Raw genomic sequence first — 13,798 nt, forward strand, 5'->3', positions numbered from 1 at the left:
CCGGTGGCCGAGCTCGCCACCGGCTTCCGCGCACCGGCGTTCCGAGCCCAGGGCGCCGGTCGCTCCGTACAACGGTGCCCGGCGCCGCCGGGGCGCCGGCCCGCGGCCCGCGATTGTGCGTTGCTACTCCGGCACGATCGGGGGCAGTGGTTCACGGGCCGCGTGCCAGGCGGGCGGGAGGGCGGCGACGCCCGTGCGGGCGGCGATCACCCCGCCCGCGATGGCGCACGTGGTGTCGATGTCGCCGCGCCCGGCGACGGTGGTCCACAGGCCCTCGTGCAGGTCGTCGAGGTGCCCCGCCGCGCACCACAGGGCGTAGGGGACGGTGTCGGGCCCGGACATCCGGTAGCCGGAGCCCAGGACCTCGGCTGCGTGCCGCACCGAGGTGTGGTCCGGCAGCCGGGCCGCGATCCGCACCCCGGAGCGCACGTCGCCGACGGGGAGCCGTTCGGCGACGGCGTGGAGGAAGTCCGGCCGTGCCGGGGCGGCCCCGCCCCGGCTGCGGGTGGCCAGCGCCGCGGCCACGGCGACCGCCACCGCGGCGGTGACGGCTTCCGGGTGGTGGTGCGAGACGGCGCTCTGAACGGCGGCCTGCTCGGCGACGGCGTCGAGGTCGGCGGCGTGCCAGGCCCCGAGCGGGGCGACGCGCATGGCCGCGCCGTTGCCCCAGGAGCCCTGGCCGCCGAACTGTTCGCCGACCACCTCCCGCCAGGGCTCGCCCGCGCCGATCCGGCGGAGCACGTCGTGCATGGAGGCTCCGTAGCCGCGGTGCGTGTCGTCGGCGTAGGCCTCGGCGAAGCGCCTGGCGAGGCGGTCCTGGTCGATGGTGCCGCCGCCCTCGGTGAGCTCCCGTACGAGAACGAGGGCCTGGGCGGTGTCGTCGCTCCAGCACCACAGCGGTTCCGCAGGCGGGATCCGGCCCTCCAGGGCTGCCGGGCCTTCGCGGCGCAGGATGCCGAACCAGCGGTCCCCGAAGGCATCGCCGAAAGCGAGCCCCGACAACGAGTCCATCGCGGCAGTGGGCAGGTTGATCATCGGAGTAGTATCACAAGGCGTCGGCGTCTTGGCACCGCGGTTTCGGCGCGGCCGGTCAGCCGGGGGCGGTGTCGGGAACGAGGAAGACCTCGTCGACGTAGCACCACGCCCAGGATTGCTCGACCGCGACCGCGATCGGGTGGCCCGTGGTGCCGGCGTGCTTCCACGCGTGGGCCGCGGAAGAGCTGTCGCAGCAGCCGTTGTGCCCGCAGTCCAGACAGATGCGCAGGTGGACCCAGTCCCGTCGGCCGGCGGCCATGCACTCGGCGCAGCCGGTCACCGGCAGCCGTGACCGGGTCGGCCGTTCCTCGTCGAGGTGCCGGCACGCGGGTGGTCGCGGCCGTCCGCCGTCCGGGGCGATCCGCCAGCCGGCCGGGGGCAGACGTGCGGAGCCTTGCCCGTGGCCCCGGTCCCGGGTGTCCGCGGACCGGGCCGGTCCGCTGCCGCCGGGACCCGTCTTCTCGGATACGGCACCGGATACGGAACGTGTCTTGTCCGCTGCGTACGTCATGGCCGGCCTCGCTCGTGGTCTTCCCTCTCGTCTTCCGATGCGGAGCGGACCGCGGATGCACGGGAAGCGGCTCTGATGCGGCGTGCCGATGTCCGGCGCGGCGTTCAACCCCGGAGGTCCGCACGGACCTCGCGTGCGGCCCTGGTCCCCGAGGCGAATGCGCCCTGGAGCGATCCGGTCGCCCGGTGATCCCCGCAGACGTACCGGCCGGGGCCCCGGCGAGTCGTCCTGATCAGCGGCATGGGCGGGGGCATGGCGGGGAGGGCGTCCCGTACGGTGCACCGGTGCACCAGCTCCCACGAGTCGGTGTCGGCGCCGTAGGCCTCGGCCAGGGCCGCCCGGATCACCGCCTCCCGCGCCGGGTCGGGTGCGCCGAGGACGGATGTGGAGATCAGCGCACGGCCGTCGGGGGCGTGGCCGGGATGCACCTCGCTGATCACGCAGGTGTTGAGGAACCGGCGCCGCGTGTCGACGAGGAGCGTGGGCTCGTGCAGCGGTGAACGGGCGGCGGCGTGGTAAAGGGTCGTGACGGTGCGTCCGGCCGGGACACGGAGCCCGGGCATGAGCCTGGCCGCCGCCGTCTGGCCCGTGGCGACGACCACCGCGCGTGCCGGCAGCGACGTGCCGTCCGCCAGGGCCACGCCCTCCTCGGTCAGTCGGGCGACCGGCGTTTCCAGGCTCAGGACACCGGTCGGGAGACGGCCGGCGAGCTGGGTCGGTACGGCCGCGATGCCGTCGGCGGGCAGGCACAGGGTGCCCCGCAGCATGCTGCGCCACACGAAGTCGAAGACCCGTGAGGAGGTCTCCAGTTCGTTCTCCAGGAAGACTCCGGACAGGAACGGCCGGAAGAAGCTCTCGACCAGTTCGGCCGACAGGCCCGCCTCCGCCAGTGCGGTGAGGGTGGTCCGTTCCGGGCGCGCTCGCAGTCGACTCGCCGGCAGGAGCACGTCCCGTGCGGTCAGGACCCCCAGGGCGGCGAGGTCACGGGCCGAGGCGAGCCTGCCGGGAAGCAGGTCGCCGCTTTCGCGCGGGCGCCGGGTGGGGTCGACGAAGCGGCGCAGTCGTCCCTCACCGGTGTGCACGAGCACTCCGGGGGTGAAGGGCCGCAATCGGAGCGGACGCAGGGCGAGACGCCGCTTGACCTGTGGGTATGAGGTGTTGAGGACCTGGAACCCGCGGTCGGTGACGAACCCGGCGACGCGGTCGGTGCGCATGCGCCCTCCGACCGCGTCGCCTGCTTCCAGCAGGATGACCTTGACGCCTCCGGCGAGCAGGTCGGCCGCGCACGCGAGTCCGGCCGCGCCCGCACCGACCACGATCACGGCATCGCCGGCACCACGATCCCGCCTCATGGACGATCCCCTGCCCCTCAGCCATCGACCAGCCAACGTCGATCACACGCTACGCGGCACCGGGGCGGGTCCCGGTGGGGCGCACCGTGCGGTACCGGGTCGGACGTCGCGGCGTCACGCCGTCGGTGTGGGACCACCCCCGGCCACCGGCCGTGGTCCCGGAATCACGTCACGTGACCGTGTGGCACGGCGGCGATACCGTGGCCGCCTCCCGGCGCTGCCTGGGTGTCCTCGAAACCACGGACTCGGCAGTTCCGGCTGGTGAGCACCGGCTCCCCGGCTCAGCCGTCCTGACGCCCCTCCAGGTAGGCGCGATAGGCGGCGACCAGGTTCTCCATGTACTTCCCGGCCCCGGCCCGTTCCGCGTCGGTCAGGTCGTCCGCGGCACGGAACAGAACGGTCAGCAACGGCGCGAGTTCCGCCATCACGTGGTGGAACCCGCTGTCGGTGACGTCCAGGACCTGGCGACGACCGTCGTGCGGATGGGGAGCGCGGACCACGTGCCCCTCGGCCACCAGACGGTTGACCGACTGAGTGCCGGCGGCGGTCGTGACACCCAGACGCCGCGAGAGTTCCGCGGGCCCGATCGGCGTCCCGGCCCCTTTGGCCATCAGTACGTGCTCGACCGCCTCGACGTTCGTCAACGGCATGCCCAGACGCTCCGCCAGCGCCGCACGGGCCAGCTGGGTCAACGTCAGTACGTCGCGCAACGCCTTCGACAGATCGTCCGCCTCCGGGACACCCTCACGGCCCGATGCGGGAGGTCCCGCATCCGCCGGGGCGTCTGCGCCGAAGTGTTGGTGTTGCTTCATGGCCGCAAGTCTGACACGGTGAAAGTCGCTAAGTAACTTAACTATCTCGTGAGGGTGTGTTCCGTGTCCAGAACGCTTCCAGGCCGTCCGCCCGCCGGTCCGACCGCGGACGTGCCGCCCCGTCCGAGGCGGCCGAAGGCGCTCGCCTGGCTGGTGCTGTTCCTTTCCCTGGTGGCGGTGGGAGCCGCCTTCTCCCTGGGCCCCTCCGGCGCGGCCACCACCGATTCGGGCAGGGGCGGCCTGCCGGCCTCGTCCCAGTCCGCCCGCGTCGCCGAACTGGTCAAGACGTTCCCTTCCGGTGCCGTGGCGCCGGCCGTCGTCGTCTACAGCAACGCCGACGGCAGCCCCCTCACCGCCGCCCAGCGCACCGCGATCACCGGGCGGGCGCAGCCGCTCGGCTCACTCGGCCTCGCTCCCGAAGCCGCCCGGCCCGAGTTCCTCAAGGACAGGGTCGCCACCATCGCGGTCCTGCTCCCCTCCGCCGCCGGCGAGGAGGAGAACACCCGGAAGATCACCGACGTACGCACGACGGCCTCCGACGGCATCAGCGCGCCTCTGCGCGCCGAGGTGACGGGAGGCCCGGCTTTCCGGGCCGACATCGCGGCCGTCTTCGCGGGCGCCGACACCACCCTTCTCATCGCCACCGCATCGGTCGTCGCGGTCCTGCTGCTGATCACCTACCGGAGCCCCGTGCTCTGCCTGGTGCCCCTGCTGGTCGTCGCCACGGGCGACCGGTTCGCGGCCGTTGTCGTGGGTGCCCTGGCCCCGCACGCGGGCATCGAGGTCGACGCGTCCTCCGCCGGGATCATGTCGGTCCTGGTCTTCGGAGCCGGCACGAACTACGCCCTGCTGCTGGTCTCGCGGTACCGCGACGAACTCCACCTCACCCAGGACCGCTTCACGGCCATGACCCGGGCATGGCGGGGCACCGCCCCCGCCGTCGTGGCGAGCGGCACCACGGTCGTGCTCAGCCTGCTGACCCTGCTGGCGGCCGAGCTCACCGGCAACCGCGGCCTCGGCTTCGCCGGCGCCATCGGCATCGTCGTCGCCATGGCCTTCGCGCTCCTGGTCCTGCCCGCGGCCCTCGTCCTGCCGGGCCGCCGGCTGTTCTGGCCGCTGATCCCCAGGGCCGGCGAAGCACGGGCCGTGGACCGCCGTGGCCTGTGGGCCAGGATCGGGACCACCGTCGCCGGACGGCCCGCCCGGGTCGCACTCGCGGGGACCGCGGTCCTCATCGCACTGGCCTCCGGCACCGTGGGCCTCCACACCGGACTGGCCCAGGCGGACTCCTTCCGCAAGACCCCCGAGGCCGTCCTGGGTCAGCGCACCCTCGCCACCGTCCGGCCCGCCGGATCCGGCGAACCCCTCACCCTAGTCTCCACCTCGGCCACCGCCGACGAGGTCCTCCAGGCGGCCCGCCGCACACCGGGCGTCGCCGCCGTGACCCCGGGAGAGAGGACGGCCCGCCACGCCCGGGCCGCGGCGGTGCTCGCCGATGCCCCCGGTACGGCGGCCTCCGACGACACCATCGAGCGGCTCCGCGACAACCTCGCCCAACTCCCCGGCGCGCAGGCCCTCGTCGGTGGCACCACCGCCGAGAACCACGACGTCGAGCGGGCCACCGAACACGACACCCGGCTCGTCGTCCCCCTCGTCCTCGCCATCGTCTTCTTCGTCCTGACCGCCCTGCTGCGCTCCCTGGTGGCCCCCGTACTGCTGGTGGCCACCGTCATCGCCTCCTACTTCGCCGCCCTCGGCGCGGGCCGCGTCGTCTTCGGCACCCTCTACGACTTCCCCGCCGTGGACACCACGGTGCCGCTCCTGTCCTTCCTCTTCCTCGTCGCCCTCGGGGTCGACTACAACATCTTCCTCATCGCCCGAGCCCGCGAGGAAACACTCGCCGGGCATCCCACCCGCCATGCGATCCTGCGCTCCCTCACCGTCACCGGCGGCGTCATCACCAGCGCCGGCATCCTGCTGGCCGCCGTCTTCGCCGTCCTCGGAGTGCTCCCTCTGATCACCCTCACCCAGATCGGCGTCATCGTCGGCATCGGAGTCCTCCTCGACACCCTCCTCGTGCGCACCGTCCTCGTGCCCGCCCTCGTCCTCCTCACCGGACGGCACTTCTGGTGGCCCGGCCGTCCGGAAGACCCCCTGCGCGGCACCCGGGCCGGAGTCGGCCGGTTGGAGTCGGGGGTCGGGGAGTAGCAACTGCCGTACGGGCTCCGCGTGGTCGGCGCACCGGCCGGTCCGACCTGCCCGAAGCGGGCCGCCGGGCGGCGCCGGTCCGGTGGAGGGGCCCACGGTGCGGGGGAATACTGGACGCATGGGACGCGGGCGCCTGATGCGAGTGCCGCGCGGACCGGCGGCGGTGGCGCTCGGCATCCTGCTGCTCGGTCCCCCGGGTGTCGGCGCCCCGGGGGTTCCACCTCCGACAGCCCCTCCCCCGACGGCCCCTCCCTCCGCATCCGGTCCCGTGGACGGAGGCAGGCAGGTGACCCTGCCCGACGGGAGGACGGTCCATGTGGACTGCCGGGGGCGCGGCTCCCCCACCGTGGTCCTGGAGTCCGGCATCCACGACTCCTCCGACGTCTGGAGCCTGACCCGGACCGAGCCTCCCGTGCCCGCCTCGCCGGCCACGCTGCCGGGCATCGCGCGCGGCGCGCGCGTGTGCACGTACGACCGGCCCGGCACGATCCGCTACACGACACCGCCCACGCTGACCGACCGGAGCAGTCCTGTGGCCATGCCGCGCAGCCTGCCGGCGCTGGTGACCGAGCTGGACCAGACGCTGACGGCGGCCGGGGAGAAGGGCCCCTATCTGCTCGTCGGTCATTCCTTCGGCGGGATGATCACCCGGCTCTACGCGCAGACCCACCCGGAACGGACGGCAGGCCTGGTGTTCGTCGACGCCTTCGGACCCGAGATCCGGGACGCGCTGGGCTCCGACTGGCCGGCCTACGCCCGCCTGGTCAACCGGCCGGGAGTGGCCGTGGAGAAGGATCCGGGCTTCGAGACGATCGACCTCGACGGCGCGATGGCGGCCGTGGAGAACGGGCCGCGCCTGCCGTCCGTACCCATGGCGGTCATCAGCAAGACCGAGCCCTTCGAGGTGGCCCCGGGCACCCCGACCGCGCTCATGAACGCGGTCGAAGCGGCCTGGCCGCGCCTACAGGACGGTCTCGTGGCACTCGGCCCGAACACCCCGCACGTCCTGGCCACGGGCAGCGACCACTACGTGCAGCTCCACGACCCCGACCTGGTCACCTCGACGGTCGACCTGGTCCTGAACCGGGCCCGGGAGATGCGGACGGATCCGTCGGGAGGGACGCCGCCTGACGGACCGGCCGCCCGGTGACCCGGTGGCCCTCCGACCCGGTGGCCACGCCTCCCGCATCAGAGCGGATGCCGGCGGCGGTGACGCCGAAGGCGACGGCGAGTTGTCCCACCTACAGGCCCCAGCTCTCCCGCAGCCGGGCCGTGCCCGATTGTAGGATTCACGTCCGTGACAGAGATCGATTACGGACGCTTCCAGGAGCTGCTGGAGCAGGCGCGCGGCGCCGCGGCCACGGGAGCTGTGGGCTCCGACGCACGGTGGGAGCTGCTGCGCCGGTTCCAGGAGGAGTGGGGCTATCGCCCCTCCTCCGGGGGGCGTCGGCAACGGGACGCGCCGGACGAGCACAAGCAGTACGTCTTCAACCTGAAGGCCGCGGCCTCGGCCGGGCCGACGGATGACGAGCCGGATGACGTCGACCGTTCGCTCGCCGTCCCCGCCGCGCTGGACGAGTGGTGGGATCTGCCGTTCAACTCCCTCGCGGACCGGTGGGAGGCCTACGAGACCAACCCGGTCTGGCCGCCCACCATCCGCCCTGACCCCAGCGGCTACGGCGTCTCCGGCGGGCTGCCCAGCGGCAACCCCTTCGTCGGGCCGGGGGACGACCGGCGCGTCTGCGTGTTCATGGCCGAGAACCAGTACTGCAACGAGTGGGGCTACCCCGCGGCCCACGCCCATCTCGCCGACCCGCCGGTGCTCGTCAGCGGGGTCGACGAGGAGTACGAACCGGTCTGGGTGCTCCAGAGCCACTCGGTCTCCGAGTTCGTCCTCCAACTGGCCGTCACCAGGCTGCCCGCCGACTACGGGTACATCGTCGAGGAGGACGAGGTCGACCCCGAGGTGGTGACCCGGCTGCGGGCCCACCTTCGGCCGATGGGATTCCTCCCGTGGCGCGAACTCGGCGCCCACACCGAGTACTTCGGCGGCCTCGACGTCATCGTCGCGTACAACACCGGAGAGGGCGACTTCCCGCTCGCCGCCTACGGCCGTACCGAGAAGGCGCTGGATCGGCTCGCCGGAGCACTCGGCCTCGACTGGGCGGAGGAGGACTGATCCCGGGGTTGCGGTTGCCGCTGCGGCAGCTTCTACGGTCCTGAACAGGGCCGGAGAGACCGGCCGGTGAAGCACTCGTGAGGGAGGGGCGATGGACTGGCCGATCGCGGAGGTCGCCCGGATGTCGGGCGTGACGGCCCGGACCCTGCGGCATTACGACGAGATCGGCCTGCTTCCGCCGGCCCGGATCGGCGCCGGCGGCCACCGCTACTACGGGGAGCGGCAGCTCCTGCTGCTGCAGCAGATCCTCGTGCTGCGGGCGCTGGGCGTCGGGCTGCCCGAGATCGGCCGGATCCTTGCCGAGCAGGTCGACGAGGTGGAAGCCCTGCGCGGGCACCACCGGCGGCTGCTCGCAGAGCGGGACCGGCTCGACGCGCTGGCCGGCACCGTCTCCCGCACGATCGCCGAACTGGAGCAGTCCAGAAAGGACGGGCGACTCATGACCGCCATCAACCGACCGGAGAACCTGTTCGAGGGCGTGCTGCCCTCCCAGTACGAGGAGACCCTGCGGGACTTCCCCGAGCACGTGGTGGAGGTCGGCCGCCGGGTCGCCTCCATGAGCCCCGAGGAGGTCGAAGCCGGGCAGCGTGAGCGAACGGCGCAGATGATCCGGCTGGCCGAGTTCCGGGCGGCCGGTCTGTCGGCCGACGCCGAACCCGTGCAGGCCGAGATCGACGCCCAGTACCGGGCCCTGAACTCGCTGCGGGCCGTCTCCACCGAGGAGTACCGCGTGATCGGGCGCTCCTGCGTGGACAACGAGGCCTGGCGCGCCGCGTACGAGGCGATCGCCCCGGGCCTGGCCGCGTACCAGCGTGACGCCATCGAGGCGTACGTCACGTCCACGCTCGGCTGAGCCGAACGGGAAGGGCCGCCGCCGGACGACCCGGCGGCGGCATCCCCACGACGAACCTCCGCACTTCGAAACCCCCGGCCAGGGGTCTCGCGTCCTGGCCGGGGGCGTTCCGCATGTCGCGCCGCGCTTCGGGTGCGGGGCTCTGGTGCGGTCACGGAACTAGCCGACGGGCCGGCCCAGGAACTTCGCCGGAGCCAGCTCCAGGAACTTCGACATCGCCGTGGCGAGCCGGGCCGCCTCGGGATCGCCGGGCTCGCCGGCCAGGCTCCGGAACGTCAGTTCCAGTGCCCGGTCTCCGTCGCGTACCAGGAGAGTGGTGATCCGGGCCTGCTGCCCGACCGGACCGGCGAGCATCGTGCGCATCAGTGCCTCGTCGCCGAACCTCTGCTCCACCTTGAGCGGCTCGCTCGGGTCATCGGCCGGGTCCACCAAAGCAACGGTGATCTCGTCGTCGCCGATGCTCATCGTCCAGGCGGCGCACTCCGTGTAGACCCGCCGCATGTCGGCCATCCAGGTCACCGCGGCCCCCGCGACCCGCTCCGAAACCCCCTCGTCGACGACGATCGAAGAGTCCGCGTTCATGAACGAGGTCCGGACCTCCCTCGCGGCCTTGTCGCTGAACGCCCGGTTCAGCACGGCCGTGAGTTCCGGGGTCGGACCGGTCATCGGCGGCGGGTCCTCGTCGGACGAGGGCGACTCCAACCGGGTGAAATCGTCGAGGCCCGCGCCGGTCAGATCCGCTGCCGATACCAGCAGCCGCTCCAGGTCCTCGGACGGTGCGGTCGGCGACGGTCGCGAATCGCCAAAGGTGCTCACAAAGTTGCCTTTCGTCAAGCGGTGGACGGTTCGTGGCGGGCACCACCGAAACCCGCCGCGGCTCCGAGGCGTTCGCGGAGTCGCGATCGTGCGTGTGCCGGTCGGGGTACCGACGTGACGCCCGTGACGGCGTAGCGCGCCGGGGATCGTCTGTCCGCGTACTTCGAGGTCGGTCAGGAGCGGCCGGGCGCGCAACGGGGTGGTGGCGCGGGTCGGGTCGGTGGCCGCCGCTTGGTGGGGATCCGCCGGTTGTTCGGCTTGACCGGGACCCAAGCGTCACCGAGATGGCCCCTCCCCCTCGAACCCGTCTCGATTACACACCACCACATTGTGACCTCCATGTGCGACGCGTGCAGACAATATTGATCTTCCGTGCAATCGCTGCCGACGGCGCTCGGGAACCAGGACGGACACAGGGTCCGAGCACTGATCGACCGTCACGAAGACTCTTCAGCCGTCCGCTTGAGGGACTGTCATCGCAGACCCCGGGAGGTAGGGGCGCCGACCCGGCGTGGCGACGCGTCCGGCCCGGCCCGCCTCCAACATGCTGCGTTCAGCTCAATCGACGGTTCGGCCGTCCTCCTTGCTCACGCTGTGACCGTCGACAACGCACGTCACCGGAGGCCCGCGTGTACGCATCCCGCCAGTGGGCGAAGCCCCGTCCGAAGGCCGGGGGCGGCCGATGAGCCCGCAACGGCCGGACACCCCACTCGCCGTCATCGCGGAGCAGGACGGCTTCCGGCCCGCCGTACCGCCCGCGTGGATGCGCTTGCTGCCGTTCGTCTACGTCGCCTTCGTCCTCCTCCTGGAGGCCACCCTGCAGGAGGAATGGGCGGTGAGCTTCTTCCTCATCGCCCTGCCCGCGATCGCCGCCTACGCCTACGGCCCGGTCGTCGTCGCCGCCCTCACCGCGGTTGCGATCGTCCTGGAGGGCGTCCTCGCGGCCACGTTCCACCACTTCGGGGAGAACCACCACGTCACCGCCGACATCGCGACGGCCGTCGTGGGTGTCCTGGCGACCGCGATGGCGGCGCACCGCTGCCGCCAGGAACGCCACCTGGTCCACGCCAACTCGGTCGCCGAGGCCTTGATGCGCGCGCTGCTGCGCCCCGTACCGCACCAGGTCGGGCACGTGCTGGCGGCCGGGCTGTACCGGCCCAGCGAGGCCGGGACGATGGTGGGCGGCGACCTGTTCGACATCCGCGCCACGGACACGGGAGAGCGGGCCATCATCGGTGACGTGCGCGGCAAGGGACTGCAGGCGGTGCGCACGGTCGCCGCGATCCTCGGCAGCTTCCGCGAGGCGGCGTACGACGCACAGGACCTGCCGGCGGTCGCCGCGCGGCTGGAGCGGCGGCTGGTCCGGGAGGCATCGGACATCACGGACGAGGAACTGTTCGCGACGGCCGTGCTGATCGAGTACGACAGCCTCGCCCACCGGGTGACGGTGGCCAACCACGGTCATGTGGAGCCCGTACTGATCTCCGGCGGCGAGGTACGGGTCCTCGACGGTCCGCCGGCGCTGCCGCTGGGCCTGGGCGGTCTGGCGGCGGCGGACGGTCCGGTGGCCTGGAGCCACCCGTTCACCCGGGGCGACGTGCTGCTCCTCGTCACGGACGGGGTGGTGGAGGCCAGGGACACCGGGGGCGACTTCTATCCGCTCGTCGACCGGCTTCGCCACCGGTTCTCCGGGCGCCCGGCACCAGGGCCGGCGGACGTCGTCAACTTCCTCAACACGGACCTCCCCCGCCACTCCCGTAGCCTGCACGACGACATCGCGCTGCTGGCGATCGCCCCGCACGGCCTCCTCTGACGGCACCCGGGTCACGTAGCGCCTCCGCTGCGGCCCGGGTCGGTCGCGCCCGCTCGTCGGGGGTTCAGCAGGTGGTGGTGCCGCAGCATGCGTCGGGGGCGGTACCGGTGCTCTTGCCGAGGGTTTCGGCGTCGGCCTTGACCACGTACACCTCCCACGGTTCCTTGCCGGGGCCGGTGACCCACACCTTGTCCTGCAGTGCGTAGCAGCAGGAGGTGTCGTTCTCCTCGAACGTGGCCAGGCCGGCTTCCCCCAGCCGCTCGGCGGCCGCGGTGACTTCCCCGGTGGAGGCGACCTCGACCCCGAGGTGGTCGAGACGGGTCTCGTCTCCGGCCTCGCCCTCGATGAGGACGAGCTTGAGCGGGGGCTCGGTGACGGCGAAGTTGGCGTAGCCCGGGCGCCGCTTGGCGGGCTCGGTGTCGAAGAGCTTGGAGTAGAAGGCGATCGAGCCTTCGAGGTCGGCGACGCGCAGGGCGAGCTGGACACGGGACATGGCGGTCTCCTCTCACGGAACTGCTTGTTTCGACGTCTGTCGATACAGTCGAGGTTGTCACCGGATTAGATGGCTGTCAACATAGGGATATGTCGAAACAAGCTGGTCTCCCGCTGCTCGGGCAGGACGAGGCGGCGTGCTGTGCGCCGATGGTCCGCGAGCCTCTGGGTGAAGAGGCCGCCGCCGAGCTGTCACGGATGTTCAAGGCCCTGTCGGATCCCATCCGGCTGCGGCTGCTCTCCCTGATCGCCTCCCACGAGGGCGGCGAGGCGTGCGTGTGCGACCTGACCGGTCCCTTCGACGTCTCCCAGCCGACGATCTCCCACCACCTGAGGGTGCTGCGCGAGTGCGGCCTGGTCGGCTCCGAGCGCCGCGGGACCTGGGTCTACTACTGGGTGCTGCCCGAGGCCCTGGCCAAGTTGTCCGCCCTGCTCCAGATCCCCGCCTCGCCCGAGGAGGCCCGCGCGTGAGCGCGCCGGCGCCCCTGGCCCGGCGGACCGCCGTCGAGGGGCTCGGCACGGCCGCGCTGGTCGCGGTGGTGGTCGGCTCCGGCATCCAGGCCACCGCGCTGACCGACGACGTCGCACTACAGCTGCTGGCCAACTCCCTCGCCACCGTCTTCGGCCTGGGGGTGCTGATCGCGTTCCTCGGCCCGGTGTCCGGGGCGCACTTCAACCCGGCGGTCACCCTGGCCGCCTGGTTCACCGGCCGCCGGACCGGCTACGGACCCGCGCCGCGCGAGGTCGCCGCGTACGTTCCGGCCCAGGTCCTCGGGGCCGTCGCCGGGGCGGCGCTGGCGGACGCGATGTTCGGTGAACCGGTGGTGTCCTTCTCGACCCACGACCGCTGGGCCGGCCACCTCTGGCTCGGCGAGGCGGTGGCCACGGCCGGGCTGGTCTGGCTCGTCTTCGGGCTGGCCCGTGCCGGCCGCGCGCACCTCGCGCCGCTGCTCGTGGCCTCCTACATCGGAGCGGCGTACTGGTTCACCTCCTCCACCTCCTTCGCCAACCCCGCAGTGACCATCGGGCGCGCGTTCACCGACACCTTCGCCGGGATCGCCCCCGCCTCCGTCCTCCCGTTCCTCGCCGCCCAACTGTTCGGCGCCGCCCTCGGCCTGGCCCTGGTCGCCGTCTGCTTCGGCCGCCCGAAGCCCGGCCGCGCGGGCGGGGCCGGCGTCCCGCGGCAGCCCGCCGTCCCCACCCGGTCCGCCGAAGAAAGCGCCCTGACCTCATGAGCACTCCCGCCACCCCGTCCGTGCTGTTCGTCTGCGTCCACAACGCCGGCCGCTCCCAGATGGGCGCCGCCTTCCTCACGCACCTGGCCGGGGACCGGGTCCGGGTCCGCTCCGCGGGCTCGGCCCCCGCCGCGTCCGTGAACCCGGCCGTCGTGGAAGCCATGCACGAGGTCGGCATCGACATCTCCGCCGAGACCCCCAAGGTCCTCACCGTCGAGGCCGTGGAGTCCTCCGACGTGGTGATCACCATGGGTTGCGGGGACGCCTGCCCGTACTTCCCCGGCAAGCGCTACCTCGACTGGAAGCTGGAGGACCCCGCCGGGCAGGGCGTCGAGGCCGTCCGCCCCATCCGGGAGGAGATCGAACGGCGCATCCGCGGCCTGCTCGCCGACCTAGCGCTCTGACCGGAAAGGTTCACCGCCTCACGACGCCCGGCACGGCACCTCGCCGCGTTGTCGGGCCACGCGAGTACGTCCAGTACGAGCCGTGGCC

Annotated in this window: 14 protein-coding genes; 8 read left to right on the top strand and 6 right to left on the bottom strand. The window is 72.6% G+C overall.

What is annotated here, in order from left to right:
• Window positions 1-123: 123 nt before the first annotated feature.
• The 4 genes from ACIQ5Y_RS33235 to ACIQ5Y_RS33250 all read right to left on the bottom strand — a co-directional run bounded on the left by ACIQ5Y_RS33235 (window position 124) and on the right by ACIQ5Y_RS33250 (window position 3,710).
• A complete protein-coding gene (locus tag ACIQ5Y_RS33235; protein WP_403889027.1) occupies window positions 124-1,035 on the bottom strand; it encodes an ADP-ribosylglycohydrolase family protein in 912 nt (303 codons plus the stop codon).
• A 55-nt stretch (window positions 1,036-1,090) separates the two neighbouring features.
• Window positions 1,091-1,546 (bottom strand): UBP-type zinc finger domain-containing protein, encoded by a 456-nt coding sequence (locus ACIQ5Y_RS33240; RefSeq protein WP_403889030.1) that lies wholly within the window; start codon window positions 1,544-1,546, stop codon window positions 1,091-1,093.
• Between the two features lie 104 nt (window positions 1,547-1,650).
• Entirely contained in the window at window positions 1,651-2,898 is a 1,248-nt protein-coding gene (locus ACIQ5Y_RS33245) for an NAD(P)/FAD-dependent oxidoreductase (protein WP_403889033.1), read from the bottom strand.
• Window positions 2,899-3,179: 281 nt separating this feature from the next.
• Window positions 3,180-3,710 carry a MarR family winged helix-turn-helix transcriptional regulator gene (locus tag ACIQ5Y_RS33250; protein WP_403889036.1) on the bottom strand — a complete coding sequence of 177 codons (531 nt, stop codon included), beginning with the start codon at window positions 3,708-3,710 and terminating at the stop codon, window positions 3,180-3,182.
• 63 nt (window positions 3,711-3,773) lie between these two features.
• Here ACIQ5Y_RS33250 and ACIQ5Y_RS33255 point away from each other — a divergent pair, with 63 nt between their 5' ends.
• From ACIQ5Y_RS33255 to ACIQ5Y_RS33270, 4 genes are all read left to right on the top strand, one after another.
• Window positions 3,774-5,918 (top strand): MMPL family transporter, encoded by a 2,145-nt coding sequence (locus ACIQ5Y_RS33255; protein ID WP_403889039.1) that lies wholly within the window; start codon window positions 3,774-3,776, stop codon window positions 5,916-5,918.
• 286 nt (window positions 5,919-6,204) lie between these two features.
• Window positions 6,205-7,068 (top strand): alpha/beta fold hydrolase, encoded by an 864-nt coding sequence (locus ACIQ5Y_RS33260; RefSeq protein ID WP_403889042.1) that lies wholly within the window; start codon window positions 6,205-6,207, stop codon window positions 7,066-7,068.
• Window positions 7,069-7,215: 147 nt separating this feature from the next.
• The gene (locus ACIQ5Y_RS33265) at window positions 7,216-8,097 is read left to right on the top strand and encodes a hypothetical protein (protein WP_403889045.1); all 882 of its coding nucleotides are present in this window, start codon (window positions 7,216-7,218) and stop codon (window positions 8,095-8,097) included.
• Window positions 8,098-8,188: 91 nt separating this feature from the next.
• Window positions 8,189-8,950, top strand: a complete 762-nt coding sequence (locus ACIQ5Y_RS33270; protein ID WP_403889048.1) for a MerR family transcriptional regulator — start codon at window positions 8,189-8,191, stop codon at window positions 8,948-8,950.
• Window positions 8,951-9,109: 159 nt separating this feature from the next.
• On the opposite strand, the gene ACIQ5Y_RS33275 is transcribed toward ACIQ5Y_RS33270, so the two are convergent.
• Window positions 9,110-9,766, bottom strand: coding sequence for a hypothetical protein (locus tag ACIQ5Y_RS33275; RefSeq protein WP_403889051.1), 657 nt, complete (start codon window positions 9,764-9,766; stop codon window positions 9,110-9,112).
• Window positions 9,767-10,448: 682 nt separating this feature from the next.
• Here ACIQ5Y_RS33275 and ACIQ5Y_RS33280 point away from each other — a divergent pair.
• Complete coding sequence (locus ACIQ5Y_RS33280; protein WP_403889054.1) at window positions 10,449-11,579, top strand: PP2C family protein-serine/threonine phosphatase; 1,131 nt, start codon at window positions 10,449-10,451, stop codon at window positions 11,577-11,579.
• Window positions 11,580-11,643: 64 nt separating this feature from the next.
• Here the strand turns inward: ACIQ5Y_RS33280 and ACIQ5Y_RS33285 are convergent, their stop codons facing one another.
• A complete protein-coding gene (locus ACIQ5Y_RS33285) occupies window positions 11,644-12,072 on the bottom strand; it encodes an ArsI/CadI family heavy metal resistance metalloenzyme (protein WP_403889057.1) in 429 nt (142 codons plus the stop codon).
• Window positions 12,073-12,161: 89 nt separating this feature from the next.
• On the opposite strand from ACIQ5Y_RS33285, the gene ACIQ5Y_RS33290 reads away from it, so the two are divergent.
• The 3 genes from ACIQ5Y_RS33290 to ACIQ5Y_RS33300 are packed head-to-tail and all read left to right on the top strand — an operon-like array spanning window position 12,162 to window position 13,710.
• The gene (locus tag ACIQ5Y_RS33290; protein ID WP_403889059.1) at window positions 12,162-12,542 is read left to right on the top strand and encodes an ArsR/SmtB family transcription factor; all 381 of its coding nucleotides are present in this window, start codon (window positions 12,162-12,164) and stop codon (window positions 12,540-12,542) included.
• Window positions 12,539-13,306 carry an aquaporin gene (locus ACIQ5Y_RS33295; protein ID WP_403889062.1) on the top strand — a complete coding sequence of 256 codons (768 nt, stop codon included), beginning with the start codon at window positions 12,539-12,541 and terminating at the stop codon, window positions 13,304-13,306. The genes ACIQ5Y_RS33290 and ACIQ5Y_RS33295 overlap by 4 nt, the downstream gene beginning before the upstream one ends.
• Complete coding sequence (locus tag ACIQ5Y_RS33300; protein WP_403889065.1) at window positions 13,303-13,710, top strand: arsenate reductase ArsC; 408 nt, start codon at window positions 13,303-13,305, stop codon at window positions 13,708-13,710. The genes ACIQ5Y_RS33295 and ACIQ5Y_RS33300 overlap by 4 nt, the downstream gene beginning before the upstream one ends.
• The last annotated feature ends 88 nt before the right edge of the window (window positions 13,711-13,798 follow it).

The organism is Streptomyces sp. NPDC096339 (assembly GCF_044762985.1).
In the GTDB taxonomy this organism is placed as follows: Bacteria; Actinomycetota; Actinomycetes; order Streptomycetales; family Streptomycetaceae; genus Streptomyces.

Excerpts from the sequence above, each read along its gene's own strand:
- ACIQ5Y_RS33285 (WP_403889057.1), bottom strand. The coding sequence starts at position 12,072 with ATGTCCCGTGTCCAGCTCGCCCTGCGCGTCGCCGACCTCGAAGGCTCG.
- ACIQ5Y_RS33235 (WP_403889027.1), bottom strand. The coding sequence starts at position 1,035 with ATGATCAACCTGCCCACTGCCGCGATGGACTCGTTGTCGGGGCTCGCT.
- ACIQ5Y_RS33240 (WP_403889030.1), bottom strand. The coding sequence starts at position 1,546 with ATGACGTACGCAGCGGACAAGACACGTTCCGTATCCGGTGCCGTATCC.
- ACIQ5Y_RS33300 (WP_403889065.1), top strand. The coding sequence starts at position 13,303 with ATGAGCACTCCCGCCACCCCGTCCGTGCTGTTCGTCTGCGTCCACAAC.
- ACIQ5Y_RS33290 (WP_403889059.1), top strand. The coding sequence starts at position 12,162 with ATGTCGAAACAAGCTGGTCTCCCGCTGCTCGGGCAGGACGAGGCGGCG.
- ACIQ5Y_RS33280 (WP_403889054.1), top strand. The coding sequence starts at position 10,449 with ATGAGCCCGCAACGGCCGGACACCCCACTCGCCGTCATCGCGGAGCAG.
- ACIQ5Y_RS33245 (WP_403889033.1), bottom strand. The coding sequence starts at position 2,898 with ATGAGGCGGGATCGTGGTGCCGGCGATGCCGTGATCGTGGTCGGTGCG.
- ACIQ5Y_RS33270 (WP_403889048.1), top strand. The coding sequence starts at position 8,189 with ATGGACTGGCCGATCGCGGAGGTCGCCCGGATGTCGGGCGTGACGGCC.
- ACIQ5Y_RS33250 (WP_403889036.1), bottom strand. The coding sequence starts at position 3,710 with ATGAAGCAACACCAACACTTCGGCGCAGACGCCCCGGCGGATGCGGGA.